We start from the raw sequence: 17,362 nt of genomic DNA, 5'->3' as shown, positions 1-17,362 counted from the left end.
GGCCCGGTGGGCCTCGTCGTACCGGGCCAGGGCCGCGAGGTGGGCGTTGTAGGCGGCCAGCGCGGCGTCGTTGTCGCGGTCGGCCTGCCGGTCGGTGCGGCGCATCTCGGCCCGGTCCAACCGGACCCACTGCAGGGCCACGATCAGGGCCAGCATCAACGACGGGAGCTCGCCGATGGCCCAGGCGATCGACCCGCCGAGCCGCTGGTCGACGAGCGGGTCGGTGATCCACGGGATGTCGATCGTGGTGAAGAAGTCCGGGGCGAGAACCGAGGTGCCGCCGACGATCGCGATGCCGAAGAAGGCGTGGAACGAGATCGTCGCGAACAGTACGAGCAGACGCAGCGCCGGGCGCCACTTCTTCGGGCCGGGGTCGACCCCGATGAGCACCCAGGCGAAGAAGTAGCCGGCCAGCACGAAGTGCAGGGTCATCAGCAGGTGCCCGGTGTGGGTCGTCAGCGCCAGGTAGAACAGGCCGGTCCAGTAGAAGACGACCAGGCTCATGAAGAAGAACGCGCCGGCGAAGACCGGGTTCCCGACGACCCGCATGTACCGGGAGTGGATGACCGCGAGGATCAGCTCACGCGGCCCGACCGTGCCGTCCTTGCGGGGCTTGAGGGTGCGCAGCGCGAGCGTGACCGGGGCCCCGAGCACGAGGAAGATCGGGATGACCATCGCCTCGAGCATGTGCAGCGTCATGTGCCACGAGAACGCGACCCGTCCGTAGACGCCGAGGAAGCCGTTCGTCGCCCAGATGAACAGCAGCCAGCCGACGACCCAGCCCACGGTCCGGCCCACCGGCCACCGCACCCCACGACGGTGCAGCCGGAGCACGCCGGCCAGGTAGAGCCCGATCGCGAGCAGGGCGGTGGCGAGGAAGAGGTACTCGACGCGCCACGCCGTCAGCCACGACAACGCGCTCGGCGTGGCTGGGGCCGGGAAGCCCGAGAGGGCTAGCACGGCGCTCGGGTTGGGCACCACCTCGGGGACGGGCGGGGCGCTACGCGCGAGTGCGGTCGCGACGCCGAACGTCGCGCCCATGAGGAGCACCTCGCTCACCGCCAGCCGCAGGAACGGGCGCCCGGTCGGGTCGCCGGCCGACACGGCATCGTCGATCCGGTCGATCGTCGACCCCCGGTGCCGCCACCCGGCCAGGCCGAGCAGGACGAAGGCGGCGATCTTGATCGAGATGAGCACCCCGTAGCGGGTCGTCACGAGCTCGGCGACGGAGTCGAGCCGGGTCGAGGCAGCCATGACGCCCGAGACCCCGAGGGCCACGAAGCACCAGAGGGCCACGACGGAGTAGCGTCGCACGACGACGCCCAGCGAGCGACCCGCCGTCCGGCGCAGCAGGACGAGCGCGAGCAGGCCGCCGACCCAGACGGCTGCCGAAACTATGTGCGCCGCGATCGCGTTGACCGCCGTCTCGTGGTCCGCCGAGCCACCCGCGTGACCTGCGAGGCCGAGTACGAGGACGCCGAAGAGGGCCACCGCCAGCAGCCAGATACCGGTCCAGCGCGACCGGGCGAGCGCGGCTCCGGTCCCGGCGACCGCGGCGCAGCCGGCCGTGATCAGGCCGATCCGGAGCGGCTCGATCGCCCACGCCGTCGCGGTGAAGCTCGCGCCGAAGCCTGGGGAGCTCAGCGGCATACCGGCGAGGTCGGCGAACTGCAGGATCACCACGCCGAGCGCAGCGATCGCCCACGTGAACCCGCTGAGGGCGGCGACCCGGTAGGCGACGGCCCGGCGCGGCTCGTCGAGCCCCTCGGTGACCCGGCGGTCCTCGCCCGGCATGAGCATGGCGCCGAGCAGCAGCGAGCCGACCGTCAGGGCAGCCGCGACGTCGTGCACGACGCGCAGCAGGGGCAGCGCCCAACGGACCCCCGCCCCCGCGGTGGACAGGCCCGCCTCGAGCGGCGCCGCCGCCCCGGTGAAGGCCGCGGCGAGGGCCGAGGCCAGCAGGCCGAGCAGCACGACGAGCGGCACGAACACCCACCGGCGCGTGCCGCCGGCCCGGACAGGGGGCAGGAACGACATGCGTCAAGGGTAAGTACTCTGACGACATGCCCATACATCCGGCCCCGCCCGAGGACCGTGACGGTCTGCTCGACGCCTTCGAGCAGAACTGCCAAGCCATCATCGAGCTGGGCATGTCGTGTCGCGAGAGCGACTTCGACATCCAGACCGAGTGCCCGGGCTGGACCGTCAAGGACCAGATCGCGCACGTCGTCGGAGCCGAGAAGTCGTTCGCGGGGATCCCGACCCCACGCGTCGAGGTGCCCGACTACCCCTACATCCGCAACGAGTTCGGGCGCCGCATCGAGCACGACGTGGAGGCGCGACGCGGGATCCCCGGCAAGCTCGTCGTCCACGAACTCGCCGACCACCTGCCGATCCGGATGGCGGCCCTGCGGGCATCGGCGACCCCGCTCGACGAGGTCATCGGGGGCATCTTCGGGCCGGAGACGACCTTCGGAGAGCAGCTGCGGCGGCGCGTCCTGGACACGTGGGTGCACGAGCAGGACATCCGGGCCGCGCTCGACCGGCCGGGCAACCTCGACTCGCCGGGCGCGGCCGTCTTCGTCGACGCGGTCTTCCGGATCCTGCCGCGCATCATCGCCCGCGACGCACAGGTGCCCATCGCCCACGCCGTCGTCCTCGACGTCACCGGCCCGCTCATGGCCCGCGACGGTGCGCGCGTCGTCGCGGGCGAGGACAGCCGCCCGATCGGTGAGCCGCTCTTCAGCGGCACCGAGCCGACCGCGACCGACGAGCTGCCGCGGATCACCGGCATCAAGCTCACGACGGAGTCGCTGACCCGGCGTGCTGCGGGCCGCCGGAGCACCGACGAGATCCGCTACACGGTCCACGGCGACGAGCAGGTCGCCGCCCGCGTCCTCGACGCCCTCGTCATCACGCCCTGACACCGTCCGGCACCGAAGCCGGGTCGGCTGGTGCACGGTTCAGAGATTGGTGCGACCCGGCCTCCAGCGGACTAGGGCAGTGCGCAGTGTCGTGGATCCGATGACGCAGCAAACGGCGGCGATCAGGATCGAGGCGAGCGAGATGCCGACAGCCAGGGGGACTCCGAAAGGTTTGGCCATTCCGGCGGCGACGGGTGTCTGGACCAGGGTCAGAGATTGGACGGCGGCGAGGATGCCGCCGACGGCCAACGGCAGGCTGACGACTCCGGCGGTGATCTTGGTCAGGGTGCACGGCTGGCGCAGGTAGGTGCTGAGAACCCCGAGTCCTCGGGCCTGGCGGGAGAAGTCGTTCAGGGCGGTGGCGCCGAGGGCGGCGATGGCCATCAACATCCCGATGACCCCGAGGACGGTGATCCACCGTCCTTGTTCGGCGTTGGCAGCCGCGCCTCCGGTGAAGTTCCAGGCCGGTGACTCCGGGCCGATGTTCGGCCAGCTGGTCGGGATGATCGCGACCTTGAGGGCGGCCTGGTCCATCGGCTGGCCGGCGTGCAGGATGAGCCACTGCGGGGTCTGAGTTCCGCCGAGCTCTGGCGCGGGTTTGGTGCTCAGGTCGATCCGCCCCGGTTCGAGGGGGGCGCTGAGCCCGACGAACGCGAGGTCGCCCTGGACGGGTTGGGTCAGCGGGGTGGCGTCGGTGCCGGTGGGGCAGGGCAAGGCGAACGCGGTGAGGTCAGCGCAGCTGCCATTGATCTGGGAGCTGCCACCGTTCGTGTCGCCGGTGATGACGATGTGGTGGACGCCGGCGGGCAGGCTGGCGGTGACCTGCGCGAGGCCGGTGATGCCCTCCATGTAGCTCGCGACCAACGTGCGCCCGGCGACCTAGGACCCATCACGGCGATCGACTGGCCGGCGTGCAGGTTTAGGTCGATGGCGGGTCAGGATCGTCCGGGTCTGCTTGCGGCCCGTCTTGACCCGGTAGCTGACGTTCTCGAGCCGTAGGACCTCGGTCATGTTCTTGCCTTCCGTGGGGCTGGCGACCCGTGTTCCGTACGGGCCGCCAGCCTTTCGCGGACGAGGCCAGCGGTCAACCGAGGCGGCCGGAGCAGTCGTCGTTGATGGAGTAGTCGTTGCAGAGGATCGCCCAGTTGATCCGATAGGACCCGACCGCCCCCGTGGAGCTGGTTCCGCAGCCGTTGCCGTTGGCGATGTTGCTCTGAGACCCGTTGGTGCGGCCATACACGGCACGGACCGGAACGCCATCGCAGGCGATGTCGTAGATCCAAGCCTGCTTGTCGCCCGTGCCGATCGCGTCGAACTGGACGAGGTTCTTCCACTGTGCCGGGAATGCCAGAGCCGGGGCAGCCAATCCGAGGGTGGTGACGAGGACCGTGAGGAGAAGCAGCAGTCTCTTCTTCATCTGAAGCTCGCTTGCTTATCGTGATGAAGCTGGGAGCTCAGCGAACCAGGCAACGAATGGGCCCGCATGTTGAGATTTGGCTGCTTGCGTCCGCAGCAGTTGGGTCGTCCTGCGGGAGCCCATCGGGTGCGACCCGCGCACCGCCCAGCGGCGCCGCGTGACCGCAGCGACCGCGGTGACCGGCATACCGACATCGGGGTATGCCGCGCAGCCCGGCTCAGCGCAGGTTGTGCAGCTCGCGACGGGTGAGGAAGACCCGGGTGCCGAGGGCCATGACGAAGGCGAGGACGCCGGCAAGAACAGCGACCGCATAGCCCGCGTGGGCGCCGACGTGGTCGACGACGGCCCCGGACGCGGCCGACCCGAGCGCGATCCCGATGATGAGGCCGGTGAGCACGATCGTCATGCCCTCGTTGATCTGGGCCCTGGGCACGAGCCGCTCGATGAGGTTCATCGTGGTGATCAGGGTCGGGGCGGTGGCCAGGCCCGCGACGAACATGACCGGCGCGAGCAGCGGCAGCGAGGTGACGACGAGGACCGGGGCTTCGAGCAGAAACATTCCGAAGGTGCCGGCGATGAGCAGCTTGACGAGGTTGCGGCCGTGCGAACGCGCCCCGAAGACGACGCCGGACAGGGCCGACCCGAGCGCGTAGAGGGCAAGGATGGGGCCGGCCGCGTCCTTGTGGCCGGCCAGGTCGGCCACGGCGATGGTGACGACCTCGTTGGTGCCGAACATGACCCCGGTCATCGTCATGATGAAGGCGAGCGGGACGATGCCGGGCTGGTGGAACGCGAACCCACCGGGACGCTCGTGGTGCGGGACGACGGGGGGCTCGGTCGAGCGCGCCGAGACGAAGATGGTCACGCCGAGGCCGTAGCACACCGCCGCGAAGACGAAGCCGGCCTCGGGGAAGACCGCGGTCGCGAGCCACACCGCGAGGACCGGGCCGATGACGAAGGTGACCTCCTCCATGACCTGCTCGAACGACATCGCCGTGTGCAGGCTCTTCGGGTCGTGCCGGAAGATGTGCGACCACCTCGCCCGGGCCATCGTGCCGAGGTTGGGGATCGCGCCGAGGAGCGGATAGGTGACGAAGAAGAGCCAGCTCGGCCAGCCCCGCACCGAGACGAGGACCGTCATGAGGGCCCAGAAGCCGCTCCACAGGAAGCACGGGACGGCGACCCGGCGCTGCCCGTAGCGGTCGACGAGCCGGCCGAGGACCGGTGCGAAGATCGCGAGCGTGGTCATCCCGGCGGCCATGACAGCCCCGGCGAGCCCGTAGGAGTCGCGTCGGGCGGCGATCATCGCGACGGTCGCCACCCCGAACATCGCACCGGCCGAGCGGGCGGTCATGCCCCCGGCGATGAAGACTCGTGCCCCCGGGACCGTGAACAGCGCTCGGTAGTGGGACAGCACGGGCGGGACTCCTCGGGAACGCCTCGGGACGGCAACCGCCCCATCCTCGCACCGGCCCACCCGATGCGGGAGCCGGGTCTCAGGCCTGAGTCGCTCCCGGGCCGTGCTTGCGGCGCAGGGACCACATCTGGGGGGCCCGCTCGATCTCGACGGCGATGTCCCACGGCACCCCGCCGGGGACGGTCTGGCGGCGGAAGGACGCCACGACCCGGCGGGCCAGCGCCGGGTCCTGCGCGACGCGGGCGGCCAGCGCCACGGCCTGCGCCTCGACGTCGCCGTCCTCGTATGCCGCCCACGCCAGCCCCAGCTCGACGGCGCGCTCGCCGCTCACCTCCTGCCCGAACAGGCCCATCGCGGCGGCGGCCTCGCGGCCGGCGAGCCGGTTGAGCAGGGTGAAGTGGCCACCGCCGGGGTGGATGTTGATCTGGGCGAAGCCGGGCAGCAGCCGTGCGGTGCGCGAGACGATGCGCAGGTCGGTGGCCAGGGCGAGGTTGAGCCCGGCACCGACCGCGGCGCCACGGACCGCGGCGACGGTCGGCAGGCCGATACCGCCGAGGCGGGTGAACGCCTCGTAGACCGCGCCGAGGTTGCGGTAGTTCGTGTCCTCGACCGGGTCGAGGCCGGTCTCGGCGAGCACGCCGCGGACGGCGCCGGCGCAGAAGTGCGCCCCGCCCGTGACGACGACGGCCCCGACCTCGGGGTCTGCCTCGGCGCGCAAGGCGGCCTCGGTCAGCTCACCGGCCATCTGCACCGACAGGGCGTTGCGTCGCTCGGGTGCCGACAGGGTGATGACGGCGACGCCGTCCCGGACGGCGTAGGCGATCTCGCTCATGGGGGGTGCTCCTTGTCAGGTCGGTGCTCTGGGCCGGTCCGTGGTGCAGTGGTGTGGGCGTGTCAGTGGTGTGGGCTGGTCGGTGCTGTCGGCGTGTCAGTGGTGTGGGCCGGCGCGGCCGGTCGTGATGAGCGACCAGAGCCGCTCGTGTCCGGCCGAGGTGGCCAGGCGGGTCAGGGTCTCGTCCCACTCGTGGATCGAGCCGAACTCGCTGCGCCGGGCCAGGACCGGCTTGGTCAGCACGTGCAGCTCGTGCTCGAGGGTCGTGCCGATCGCGCCGAGGGCCTGGTGGGCGTTGCGGACCACGACCGAGGCAGCGTGCCCGGTGCACGACTTGGCCACGCCGACGGCGAACAGCAGCCCCGGGTCGGCCCAGTCGGAGGCGGCTGCTCGGGCCACGGCGGTGTCGGTGGCGGCACGGGCGAGGGACGCCTCGGCCGCGATGTCGGCGACGAGGCGCTGGACTGCCTGGAAGCGGCCGATGGGCCGGCCGAACTGCTCGCGCTCACGCACGTGCGCGACCACGACCTGCACGATCCGCTCCAGCCCGCCGCAGACCTGGGCGGAGCGGGCGAGGGCGCCGCGCAGGTGGAACTGCTCGCCCACCTCGCTCGTGACGAGCGCTCCGGCGCTCAGGTCGTCGAGGTCGAACTCGACGGTGTCGCAGGGCTCCCCGGCGAGGTTGCGCCCCTGCCTGATGGTGGCCCGCCCAGCCGGCACGTCGGCGACGCGCCACTGCTCGCCGTCCTCGAAGAGCGTGACCACGCCGGACGCGTCACGGCCGTACGTGACGTTGAGTGCCGTGCCGGCCGGGTCCGGTCGGCACACCGTGCGCAGCGCGCCGTCGTTGGGCAGACCGGCCTCGTCGAGCAGCCAGGCCGCCAGGAAGCCGTGCTCGAGCAGCGGCGCGGGTGCCCCGGCCGCTGCGGCGAGACCGAGCAGGGCTGCGCCGTCGAACCAGCTCGCCCCGCTGCCGCCGCTGCTCTCGGGGGCGGTGAGCCGGGTCAGGCCGAGCTGGTCGAGCTGCTGCCACAGGTCGGGGTCGAGGTCGACGACCTCGCGGGGTGCGGGCCGCTCGGTGCGGTAGTCCTCGAAGAGCTCGGTCAGCATGGCGACCAGGTCCGCGTCGGCCGCGGTCGATGCGGCGAGCCGGGGGTCGAGGCGGGCACTCATCGCAGCCCCAGCCCGCGGGCGATGACGCCGCGCAGGATCTCGTTGGTGCCGCCGCGCAACGTGAAGCCGGGGCGTTGGATGATCGCCGCATGCAGCAGGCGGTAGAGGTCCTCGTCCTCGACCCACCCCGTCGCGGTGAGCATGTCGACGTAGTCGGCGATGTCGCCCTCGGTGCTCGTGCCGAGCACCTTGACGACCGCTGCCGCCGTGTCGGCGTCGGCGTGCGCCTCCAGGGCCGTCGAGACCGCGAAGGACAGCTGGTGCAGTGCGGCGACCCGGGCGACCTGCCGGCCGAGACCGACATCCTGCGGGAGGCGCCCCTCGCCCATCGCCGAGGCCGCCTCCGCGAGCAGCTGGTAGGTCGAGAGGAACCGCTCCGGGCCGCTGCGTTCGTAGCCGAGCTCGGAGGTGACCTGCCGCCAGCCCTCACCGACCTCGCCGAGGACCCGGTCGTCGGGGATGAACACCCCGCCCAGGTGCACCTCGTTGAAGTGGTGGTCGCCGCCCATCGAGATGATCGGCCGGATCTCGATGCCCGGCGCGTGCAGGTCGACGATGAACTGGCTGAGCCCCTCGTGCCGGTGCGCCGGGTCCAGCGGCGCCGTGCGGGCCAGCGCGAAGAACGCGTCGGCCTCGTGCGCTCCGGAGGTCCACACCTTCGTGCCGGTGACCCGCCACCCGCCCTCGACCCGCTCCCCGCGGGTGCGCACGCTCGCCAGGTCGGAACCCGAGTCGGGCTCGGACATCCCGATGCCGAAGACGACCTCGCCCCGGGCGATGCCCGGCAGGTAGGCCTGCTTCTGCTCCTGCGTGCCGTAGCGGAGCAGCGACGGGCCGATCTGCCGGTCCGCGATCCACTGCGCCGCCACGGGGGCCCCGACGACGAGCAGCTCCTCGGTGACGACGAACCGCTCGAGGAAGGTGCGCCCGTGGCCGCCGTACTCCGGTGGGATGGTCATGCCCAGCCAGCCGCGACGGCCCAGCTCCCGCGTGAAGTCCCGGTCCCAGCGCGTCAGCCAGGTGTCGACGTGCGACACGAAGCGCCCGTCGGCGATCTGCTCGTCGAGGAAGGCCCGCACCTGCAACCGCAGCTCGGTCAGGGCCGGCCCTTCGCTGACGACGGGGGGCATGAGGGTCAGCGTCATCGTCGGGCAACCTCTCCTTGGGTCGGGTGGGTCGGTTCCACCTTGGTGGATGCGACCCTGCTTGGCAACGAGCGACCACCACGTGCGCACCGAGCCGACCCTCGCGGCGTCAGGACCGAGCAGGCCTCGAGTGCTCGGCTCCAGGCGCGCCGGCCCCACTCGCCGGTATGCCGCCCAGCTCGGCTCCGCCTCGCGCGCGCGGCCGTCTCGCGTTGCTGACCGCGACGAGGGCGAGGCCGAGGGCCAGCCAGCCCAGGAGCACGAGGAGCGACGAGCCCGCCGCGGCTCCGCCGAAGTAGAAGAAGCTGCGAAGCACCTGACCCGAGGCTCCCGGCGGGAGCAGGGCACCGAGCACGCTCCACCCCTGCGGCACGAGCTCGGGAGCGGTCTGGGCGCCGGAGAGCGGGTTGCCCAGGAGCAGGAAGACGGCGGCACCGATCCCGAGAGCAGGCAGCCCGCCGAGCGACAGGAGGCCGAGCAGCGCCGCCGACATGGCGGCCAGGGACAGGGTGATCCCGACCGCGGGCAGGAGCCACGGGTCGACCACGCCGAACCAGAGCAGCAGACCGGCGAGGGTCGCACCGACGAGGACGGCCGAGCAGAGCACGGCGAGCATCCGCGCCCACGGGCGGCGCACGACGCGCACGACGAGGATGACCGGCGCCACGGACCCGATGAAGAGCGGGATCATGGCGATGCCGACACCGATCCCGTGGGGGTCCCCGGCGGGGAGGGACACGACCTCGCGCACCGGGACGGGACGCCCGGTCTGCTGTCCGAGACCGGCCGCCAGCGTGGCGAGCCCCTGCGCGACCGCCGGGCTGCCGGGCGGCGCCGTCAGGACGGTCGGGCCGTCCGTGGCGACGACGACGCCGCCGTAGATCTCGCGGTCACGGATCGCCTGCGTGAGTGCGCCCTGGTCGGCGTATGTCGTGGCGGCGAACGCCCCCGGCGCCTGCTGCGCCAGGTCCACGGTCAGCCGCCCGACGGCTGCGGGCGGCCCGGCGACCCCGATCGGGACGTCGCGGGGCGAGCTGTGCAGGGCGGGCAGTGCGAAGGCCGTCAGGACCAGGCCGATGAGGATCGTCAACCCGACGAGAACCCCGGCAACCTCACGACGGCCCCCTCGAGTCTGGGTCGACTCGAGCGCGCGCCCACTGGCGACGGACATGGGGACCACTCTCCTTCAACGGCTGTTGAAACAAACGGTAGCCCGACCCTGCAGCGCTACCTCGCGGGAGACTGACCGAGCGCAGCGACCGCCACCCGCGACCCACCCCCGCGTTACCCCAGCGTCACCCCCGCGCGACGGCGCGGTCCTCGAGAGGCGCGCGAGCGGCATACCTGGTCCGTCAGCCGCTCACCACGAGGAAGGCGCAGAGCCCGACGATGACCGCGGTGATGACGGTGGCGACGCCGGTCGTGACGCGCCGGTTCGTCAGCGCCCCCATGACCCGCTTGTCGGCCGTGAACAGCAGCAGCGGGATGAGGGTGCCCGGCAGCGCGAAGCTGAGGACCACCTGGCTCCACACCAGCGCATCGGTCGGGTTGATCCCGACACCGAGCAGCACCAGGCACGGGACGACCGCGATGAGACGGCGCACGAACGCCGGGATGGGTCGCCGACCGAAGCCCTGCATGACGACGTCACCGGTCTGTACGCCGACAAGGGTCGCGGCGAGACCGGAGGCGAGCAGTGCCACGCCGAGCATCGTGGCGGCCAGCTCGCCCGACTGGGCCCAGAGCGCGGCGTAGGCGACCTCGATGCTCTCCGCGGCGCTGGTCGGCAGCGCCGCGGCGAAGACCACGATGCTGATGTTGGCGGCCGCGGCGATCGTCATCGCCATGACGATGCTGCGCACTGCCCGGCGCCCGGCAAAGGCGCGCCGGCCACCCACCCCTGCCGAGGTGCCGTCGTTCGCCACCCGCGATGCGGCCGAGTGGAAGTGCAGCGCGTGCGGCATGACCGTGGCGCCGACGATCCCGACGGCCAGCAGCGCGGCCGACGCGTCGAGCGGCCCGGGCAGGATCGAGCGGAGCAGCGCGGCCCGGTCTATGTCGACGACGGCCAGCTGCCACAGCAGGGCTCCGACGATGACCAGAAGCAGCCCGAGGACGATCGGCTCGAAGTGGCTCCGTCCGCGCACCTTGAGTGCCAATACGACGAGGCTGAAGGCGGTCACGAGGAGTGCACCGACGATGACCGGCACACCGAAGAGGAGCTTCAGCCCGAGCGCCCCACCGACGATCTCGGCGAGGTCGGTCATGATGACGACGATCTCGGCCTGCAGCCAGAGCAGGATCCGCCCGATGCCCGGGTACCGCTGCGCGGAGTGTTCGGCGAGGCTGCGGCCGGTCGCGAGGCCGAGCTTGGCGGCAAGGTACTGGATGACCATCGCGCTGACGCTGGCGAAGACGACGACCCAGACGAGGGTGTAGCCGTGCTGGGCGCCCGCGGCGATGTTGACCCCGAAGTTGCCCGGGTCGACATAGGCGACGGCGGCCAGCAGCGCCGGGACGAGCGTGCGGGCGCCCGGGCCCAAGTCGAGAGTTCCACGGGCACGAGAGCGAGGCGTCCGGCTCGTGCGCTGCTCTCTCACCTGCTCAGGATGGGCGTTCCGGATGACGAACGCCACAGCTGCCCACTCACCGGGCAGCCCCGATCCCGGTTCACCTTCCCGATCGACAGTTCACATCGCCGCATCGACAGTTCACATTTCCTGATCGACCGTGCAGTACGCGATGGGCTGGGAAGGGTGATTGCCCGGACCGCGCGCTCCACACCCAACGTGGTGAGCGGCATACGAGCCGTGTGGTGGCTCAGGGAAGCGGAAGGGGGTCGAGGCCGCGGACGAGCATCGCGATCGCGTCGGTGGCGAGGTCCTCGATGGTGCCGGCACCGCCGGACTGACGGTACTCGATGCAGGCTCGGACGGCGCCGATGGCCGCGTTGACCGCCACGCGGGGAGCGAGCGCGGTGCCGGGCGCGAGGCCGAGACGCTCCTCGAGCGCCTCGGTGAGGACGGTCTCGAGCCGGATGTTGTTGCGCACCAAGGCGGGCGCGAGGGTCGGCTCCCCGACGAGCACCCGACGGCGCTGCGCGCGCAGGTCAGCATCGAGGGTCGCGGGCGAGAAGTACGTGATGACGAGGCGGCGGACCACCTCGAGCGGCGACTCGTCGGGCGGCGCGTCGCGCATCGCCGTCCGCAGCTGCTCGAAGTCGTCGGCGCGGCGACCGAGCACCGCCCCGTCCTTCGACGGGTAGTAGTTGAAGAACGTGCGCGGGCTGACCCCGGCCCGGTCGGCGATCTGCTCCGTCGTCACGGCGTCGAAGCCGTGTTCCTCGACGAGGTCGAGCGCGGCACGGTGGATGGCCAGGAGCGTCTCGCGCTTCTTGCGCTCGCGCAGCCCGCAGTCGTCGCCGGTGGTGCTCATGGCCTGACGATACGTCTTTACGTGCAGTAACTGCAAATTTGCAGTCTCTGCACGGTTACTTCTATCCTGATCCTCATGCCTGACACCACATCGACAGCCGCCACCCGGGCGGCTGGCCCGTCCACATCGAAGACGGGCCTCAACCCGAAGGCGAGACAGATCTTCATCGCCCTCATGCTGGGCATGCTTGTCGCCTCGATCAGCCAGACGATCGTCGGCCCGGCGATGCCGCGGATCGTCGCCGAGCTCGGCGGGATGGACCACTACTCGTGGCTCGCGACCGCAGCGCTGCTCGTCAGCGCGATCACCGTGCCGATCGTCGGCAAGCTGTCCGACCTCTATGGCCGGCGCGGCTTCTACCTCGGCGGCCTCGTCGTCTTCATGCTCGCCTCGGTCCTGTCCGCCACGGCGCAGAGCTTCTGGTGGCTCATCGCCGCCCGGGCCGTGCAGGGCATCGGGATGGGCACGCTCATGCCGCTCTCCCAGACGATCATCGGCGACATCATCCCGCCCCGCCAGCGGGGCAAGTACCAGGGCCTGATGGGGGGCGTCTTCGGCCTGTCCGCGATCCTCGGGCCGCTCGTCGGCGGCTACATCACCGACAACTGGGGCTGGCGCTGGCTCTTCTACGTGACCCTGCCGATCGGAGTCGTCGCCTTCTTCCAGATCGCCAAGTTCCTGCACCTCGAGCACGAGGAGAAGGACGTCGTCATCGACCGCGCCGGGATCGGCCTGCTGTCGCTCACGCTCATCCTGCTGCTCGTGCCGACCTCTCTCGCCGGCACGACGTGGGCGTGGGACTCGACGCCCGTCATCAGCATGTATGCCGCTGGGCTCGTCGCGCTCGTCGCGTTCGTCGTCGTCGAGCGCCGCGCCGTCGAGCCGGTCCTGCCGCTGCGGCTCTTCCGGAGCTCGATCTTCACGTTCTCGAACATCGCCAGCTTCATGGTCGCGGTCATGATGTTCGGGGCGATGATCTACATCCCCGTACATGCCCAGGGCGTCATCGGGGTCTCCGCCACCAACTCCGGCCTCATCCTCATGCCGATGTCCCTCGCGATGATCGGGCTGTCGATCATCTCGGGCCTGGTCATCACGAAGATCGGGCGCTACAAGCTGCAGACGCTCGCCGGGATCGTCATCATGGGGATCGGCTTCTGGCTGCTGACCCGGCTCGACTACCGGGCCACCGCAGGCGAGCTGACCGTCGCCATGGTCGTCTTCGGCATCGGGCTCGGCATGGCGCTGCAGGTCTACACGCTCGTCGTGCAGAACGCCGCCCAGCGCCGCGACCTCGGCGTGGCGACGGCCTCGACGCAGTTCTTCCGCAACGTCGGCTCGACCGTCGGCATCGCGGTCTTCGGCACGATCATGAGCAGCGGCCTCGTCGCGAACATCGCCGGGCACCTGCCGCCCGGGGCCGCCGAGGTCATGGCGCAGTCCGGCCAGAAGGTCAGTGCCGGCTCGGTCCTCGACCCGGCCGTGATGCAGCACCTGCCGCCGGCCGTCGCGGTGGCTGTCCGACAGGGGCTGGCCGACTCACTGCACTCGGTGTTCGTCTGGGGCTTCCTGCCGTGCATCCTCGCGTTCGTCGCAACCCTGTTCGTCAAGGAGATCCCGCTGCGCGACACCATCCACTCGGCCGACGAGGCCGGTCGTGAGCTGCTCGAGACGATGAACCAGCGGCCGCCCCACGCCGACGAGCTGGTGGTGCCGCTGGGCCGCAGCTCGGCGAACACGCGCACCCACGAGCGCCTGCTCGGCCTGCGGCTGGGGCTGCTCGCCGACACGGCGCTGCAGGGTGACCGGCCGCTGCTGACCCGCGCGGTGGGCCAGGTCGGCGACGGTGACCTGGGCCGGGGCGTCGAGCTGCTGCGCCTCACGGCGAAGATGCTGACGACCGACGACCTTGCGGTCGCCGCGGACCGGGAGGTGTATGCCGTCGAGGTGGCGGCCAAGGCCAAGGCGCCGGGCGGTGCGCTCGACCAGGAGCTGAAGCGCGAGCTGGCCCTGGCCGTGGCGGAGCGCGACTCCCATACCGTCATGACGACGATCGAGCCGACCGTCGCGCAGCGGCACGAGGCGGTCGACATCGAGGCCCTCAAGGCGCTCGGTGACGACCTGTCGGCGGCCTACCTCGTCGACCGCTACCGGGTCCGCGAGGCGGTGGGTGCCGGCAACCAGCCCCAGCCCGTCGCCTGACCGGCTCTCCTCGAACGGACCGTTCGAGGTCGAACGGGTGGGTACACCAGTCAGTTCGACAACCAGCACCCCGTTCGGCACGCGAACGCGGTCGTGCGCGGATGGTCTGACCGGCGTTACGTGAGCTGACTGCCTTTGTGGCGGCTGACTACCGGACGTCCAGCAGTCAGGCGCACCAAGGACAGTCGATGTCGCCGTCGGGCGCGTCCGCGGGCAACATCAACTCCGCGAACGGACAGTTCGGGGCCGAACCGGGTGATGTACCGGCCCGTTCGACCCCGAACGGACCATTCGAGGGTGAACTGGTGGGTGAAGCCAGGTCGACCAGTAACGGCCAGTTCGACACGGCTCCGGGGGTCTCCGCACGATTCCGTATGCCGCTCAGCCCGGCCTGTGGCATGGCCGCATAGCGCTCGTGGTCCGGGCTGTTGCCCGGTACGTTTGCCAAGGTGACGATCGCTCGTTCATCCTCGTCAAGGCGATGCGGGTGGCTCCGAATGACCATGGCACCGCTCATGCCGTCAGTGTGCTGCCTCCGACTGCTGAGAACCACGACGGGTTCCATCGGCTCATCGGCGGCAGCGTCGAACTCGGCGAGACGCACCGTGAAGCGATCCTGCGTGAGGTCCATGAGGAGCTCGGCGCCGCCGTCCGGGACCTGGCCTACCTCGACGTGGTCGAGAACGTCTTTCGCATCAACGGGGTGCTCGGGCACGAGGTGGTCTTCCTCTACACCGGTCGCCTCGACCCGGAGCCGAAGCAAGCCGGCGCGACACTGACGGAGGCCGACGGGACCGTCGTGCCGATGGTGTGGCCGCCGTTCGACGACGCGAACCAGCCGCTCCCCCTGTTCCGGCGGCCGTGGCCCATCAGGCCCCACCGCTGCTGGCCGCCAAGCGCGTGATGCCGCGATCGTCTCGGGGTTGGCTTAGCCAGACTTGCTCCACCATGGTGGACGTATGATCATCCAGGTCAACCTCCACGAGGCCAAGACCCAGCTCTCCAGGCTCATCGAGAAGGTGCTCGCCGGCGAGGAGGTCACGATCGCTCGCGCGGGCAAGCCGGTCATCGACCTCATCCGGCACCGAGAGCGACCGGTGGTCTTCGGCAGCCTGAAGGGCTGGCACGTCCACCCCGAAGATCTCGAAGGCGTCGACACCGATATCCAGGAGATGTTCTACGGGCTGGGCTGGGAGTCGATCCCGGCCCCAGACAGGGGTCTGGCTTCCGAGGGTTCCTCGGACAGTGATCCTGCTGGACACCAACGCCGTGATCCGGCTGCTCACGGAATACCCACCGGTCGGCCCCTCCGCTCGGCGCGCCATCGAGCAATCGCCCCGGGTCCCCTACTCCGCGATCTCCGTCATGGAGGTGATCGTGCAGCAGATGATCGGCAGGTTGCCACCGCTGCCGCCCGCAGGTCGCCCTGCGAGGCGAGGTCGAGCGCGCGGGACTCACCGAGTTGCCCTTTCACGCGAGCCACGCCAAGGAGGTCGGGCGCTTTGCCGCCTTGGCTCACCACGACCCGTTCGACCGGATGCTGCTCGCGCAGGCCTCTGCCGAAGGCATGCGGTTCCTGACGAGCGATGCCGTGTTGCTCGGACTCGGACTCGACTGGGTGGTCGACGCCCGGCTCTGAGCGGTCAGCCGGGCAAGCACTGCTGAGCACTCTCAATCTCGACAGGTGCACTCTCGTACCGAAGAACTGCACTCTCGTACCGAAGAACTGCACTCTCGTACCGAAGAACTGCACTCTCGAACCGAAGAACTGCACTCTCGATCAAGTGAGGCGCACACCGAACGCGGTGCTCGAGGATGCTTGATCAGCCCCAGACGAGCGCCCGGCCCGGGTCCTCCATGATCCTGGCGACATCGGCGAGGAACTTCGACCCGAGCTCGCCGTCGACGAGCCGGTGGTCGAACGACAAGGCGAGCGTCGTGATGTGCCGGATCGCGATCTCGTCGCTCCCGTGTTCGCCGGTGACGACCCACGGCTGCTTGCGGATCGTGCCGAACGCGAGGATCGCCGACTCGCCCGGGTTGATGATCGGGGTGCCGCTGTCGACACCGAAGACGCCGACATTGGTGATCGTCATCGTCCCCTGGCTCATCTCGGCGGGCTGGGTCCTCCCCTCACGAGCCGTCGCAGTCAGCGCACCGATGGCCTGCGCGAGCTGGAGCATCGTCATGCCGTGCGCGTCCTTGATGTTCGGCACGACGAGCCCGCGCGGGGTGGCCGCGGCGATCCCGAGGTTGACGTAGTTCTTCTGGACGATCTCCTGCGCCTGCTCGTCCCACGTGGCGTTGACCCCGGGGTTGCGCCTGATCGCGAGGATCATCGCCTTGGCGAGCACGAGCAGCGGCGTGACCTTGACGTCGCGGAACTCCCGGTCGCCCTTGAGCCGCTTGACCAGTTCCATCGTCGCGGTGACGTCGACGGTGACCCACTCGGTGACGTGCGGCGCGGTGAAGGCCGACCCGACCATGGCCTGCGCGGTCACCTTGCGCACACCCTTGATCGGGATGCGCACCTCGCGTTCGCCGGAACCGAACGGCAGCGTGTATGCCGCTGGGCTCGGTGCCGTTGCCCCGTCGGCTTCCAGCCCGGCGGGCGCCGGGGCGCCACCACCGCTCGCGTAGGCCTGGACGTCCTCACGGGTGACGATGCCCCCGTCACCGGAGCCTGCGACGGACCAGAGGTCGACACCGAGGTCCTTGGCGAGCTTGCGGACCGGCGGCTTCGCCATCGGCCGACCCTCGCGGGCCACCGGTGCCGGGGCGGCAGGGGCCGGAGCCGGCACCGGAGCAGGGGCCGCC

At 70.7% G+C, this 17,362-nt stretch carries 17 protein-coding genes; 4 read left to right on the top strand and 13 right to left on the bottom strand.

The features are described from left to right. Positions 1 to 2,037, bottom strand: a 2,037-nt coding sequence (locus tag L0H79_RS12965) for a cytochrome c oxidase assembly protein (protein ID WP_301485038.1), incomplete at its 3' end; no start/stop codon positions are given. 26 nt (positions 2,038 to 2,063) lie between these two features. On the opposite strand from L0H79_RS12965, the gene L0H79_RS12960 reads away from it, so the two are divergent. Beyond that, positions 2,064 to 2,924: a maleylpyruvate isomerase family mycothiol-dependent enzyme gene (locus L0H79_RS12960; RefSeq protein ID WP_301485037.1), complete on the top strand. Its 861-nt coding sequence runs from the start codon at positions 2,064 to 2,066 to the stop codon at positions 2,922 to 2,924. 39 nt (positions 2,925 to 2,963) lie between these two features. Here L0H79_RS12960 and L0H79_RS12955 read toward each other — a convergent pair whose 3' ends face one another. The 9 genes from L0H79_RS12955 to L0H79_RS12915 form a co-directional block, all read right to left on the bottom strand. Further along, complete coding sequence (locus tag L0H79_RS12955; RefSeq protein WP_301485036.1) at positions 2,964 to 3,773, bottom strand: hypothetical protein; 810 nt, start codon at positions 3,771 to 3,773, stop codon at positions 2,964 to 2,966. Between the two features lie 235 nt (positions 3,774 to 4,008). Continuing rightward, positions 4,009 to 4,341, bottom strand: a complete 333-nt coding sequence (locus L0H79_RS12950; RefSeq protein WP_301485035.1) for a hypothetical protein — start codon at positions 4,339 to 4,341, stop codon at positions 4,009 to 4,011. Between the two features lie 217 nt (positions 4,342 to 4,558). Further along, positions 4,559 to 5,758 carry an MFS transporter gene (locus L0H79_RS12945; protein WP_301485034.1) on the bottom strand — a complete coding sequence of 400 codons (1,200 nt, stop codon included), beginning with the start codon at positions 5,756 to 5,758 and terminating at the stop codon, positions 4,559 to 4,561. A gap of 79 nt (positions 5,759 to 5,837) precedes the next feature. Beyond that, complete coding sequence (locus L0H79_RS12940) at positions 5,838 to 6,590, bottom strand: enoyl-CoA hydratase-related protein (protein WP_301485033.1); 753 nt, start codon at positions 6,588 to 6,590, stop codon at positions 5,838 to 5,840. Between the two features lie 96 nt (positions 6,591 to 6,686). Beyond that, on the bottom strand, positions 6,687 to 7,763 hold the full coding sequence (locus L0H79_RS12935; RefSeq protein WP_301485032.1) for an acyl-CoA dehydrogenase family protein: 1,077 nt from the start codon (positions 7,761 to 7,763) through the stop codon (positions 6,687 to 6,689). Next, a complete protein-coding gene (locus tag L0H79_RS12930; protein WP_301485031.1) occupies positions 7,760 to 8,908 on the bottom strand; it encodes an acyl-CoA dehydrogenase family protein in 1,149 nt (382 codons plus the stop codon). The genes L0H79_RS12935 and L0H79_RS12930 overlap by 4 nt, the downstream gene beginning before the upstream one ends. Positions 8,909 to 9,017: 109 nt before the next feature. Next, on the bottom strand, positions 9,018 to 10,079 hold the full coding sequence (locus L0H79_RS12925) for a hypothetical protein (protein WP_301485030.1): 1,062 nt from the start codon (positions 10,077 to 10,079) through the stop codon (positions 9,018 to 9,020). Between the two features lie 181 nt (positions 10,080 to 10,260). Beyond that, positions 10,261 to 11,508, bottom strand: coding sequence for an Nramp family divalent metal transporter (locus L0H79_RS12920; protein ID WP_301485029.1), 1,248 nt, complete (start codon positions 11,506 to 11,508; stop codon positions 10,261 to 10,263). Positions 11,509 to 11,728: 220 nt separating this feature from the next. After that, complete coding sequence (locus L0H79_RS12915; protein ID WP_301485028.1) at positions 11,729 to 12,343, bottom strand: TetR family transcriptional regulator; 615 nt, start codon at positions 12,341 to 12,343, stop codon at positions 11,729 to 11,731. A 75-nt stretch (positions 12,344 to 12,418) separates the two neighbouring features. On the opposite strand from L0H79_RS12915, the gene L0H79_RS12910 reads away from it, so the two are divergent. Further along, positions 12,419 to 14,545: an MDR family MFS transporter gene (locus tag L0H79_RS12910; protein ID WP_301485027.1), complete on the top strand. Its 2,127-nt coding sequence runs from the start codon at positions 12,419 to 12,421 to the stop codon at positions 14,543 to 14,545. Positions 14,546 to 14,711: 166 nt separating this feature from the next. Here the strand turns inward: L0H79_RS12910 and L0H79_RS12905 are convergent, their stop codons facing one another. Further along, the gene (locus tag L0H79_RS12905; RefSeq protein ID WP_301485026.1) at positions 14,712 to 15,062 is read right to left on the bottom strand and encodes a hypothetical protein; all 351 of its coding nucleotides are present in this window, start codon (positions 15,060 to 15,062) and stop codon (positions 14,712 to 14,714) included. 9 nt (positions 15,063 to 15,071) lie between these two features. Between L0H79_RS12905 and L0H79_RS12900 the strand changes: the two genes are divergently transcribed. Continuing rightward, positions 15,072 to 15,449 (top strand): NUDIX domain-containing protein, encoded by a 378-nt coding sequence (locus L0H79_RS12900; RefSeq protein ID WP_301485025.1) that lies wholly within the window; start codon positions 15,072 to 15,074, stop codon positions 15,447 to 15,449. Here the strand turns inward: L0H79_RS12900 and L0H79_RS12895 are convergent. Continuing rightward, a complete protein-coding gene (locus L0H79_RS12895; RefSeq protein ID WP_301485024.1) occupies positions 15,415 to 15,831 on the bottom strand; it encodes a hypothetical protein in 417 nt (138 codons plus the stop codon). The two genes, L0H79_RS12900 and L0H79_RS12895, sit on opposite strands and share 35 nt — an antisense overlap. 176 nt (positions 15,832 to 16,007) lie before the next feature. Between L0H79_RS12895 and L0H79_RS12890 the strand changes: the two genes are divergently transcribed. Beyond that, positions 16,008 to 16,184: a hypothetical protein gene (locus L0H79_RS12890; protein ID WP_301485023.1), complete on the top strand. Its 177-nt coding sequence runs from the start codon at positions 16,008 to 16,010 to the stop codon at positions 16,182 to 16,184. Positions 16,185 to 16,368: 184 nt separating this feature from the next. Here the strand turns inward: L0H79_RS12890 and L0H79_RS12885 are convergent. Then, positions 16,369 to 17,362: dihydrolipoamide acetyltransferase family protein (locus tag L0H79_RS12885; protein ID WP_301485022.1), on the bottom strand; the 994-nt coding region annotated here is incomplete at its 5' end.

It is taken from the genome of Intrasporangium sp., from assembly GCF_030452765.1.
Taxonomy (GTDB): Bacteria; Actinomycetota; Actinomycetes; order Actinomycetales; family Dermatophilaceae; genus Intrasporangium_A.
The sequence above is the reverse complement of the archived record's forward strand: the minus strand, read 5'-3'. Positions and strand labels throughout refer to the sequence as shown.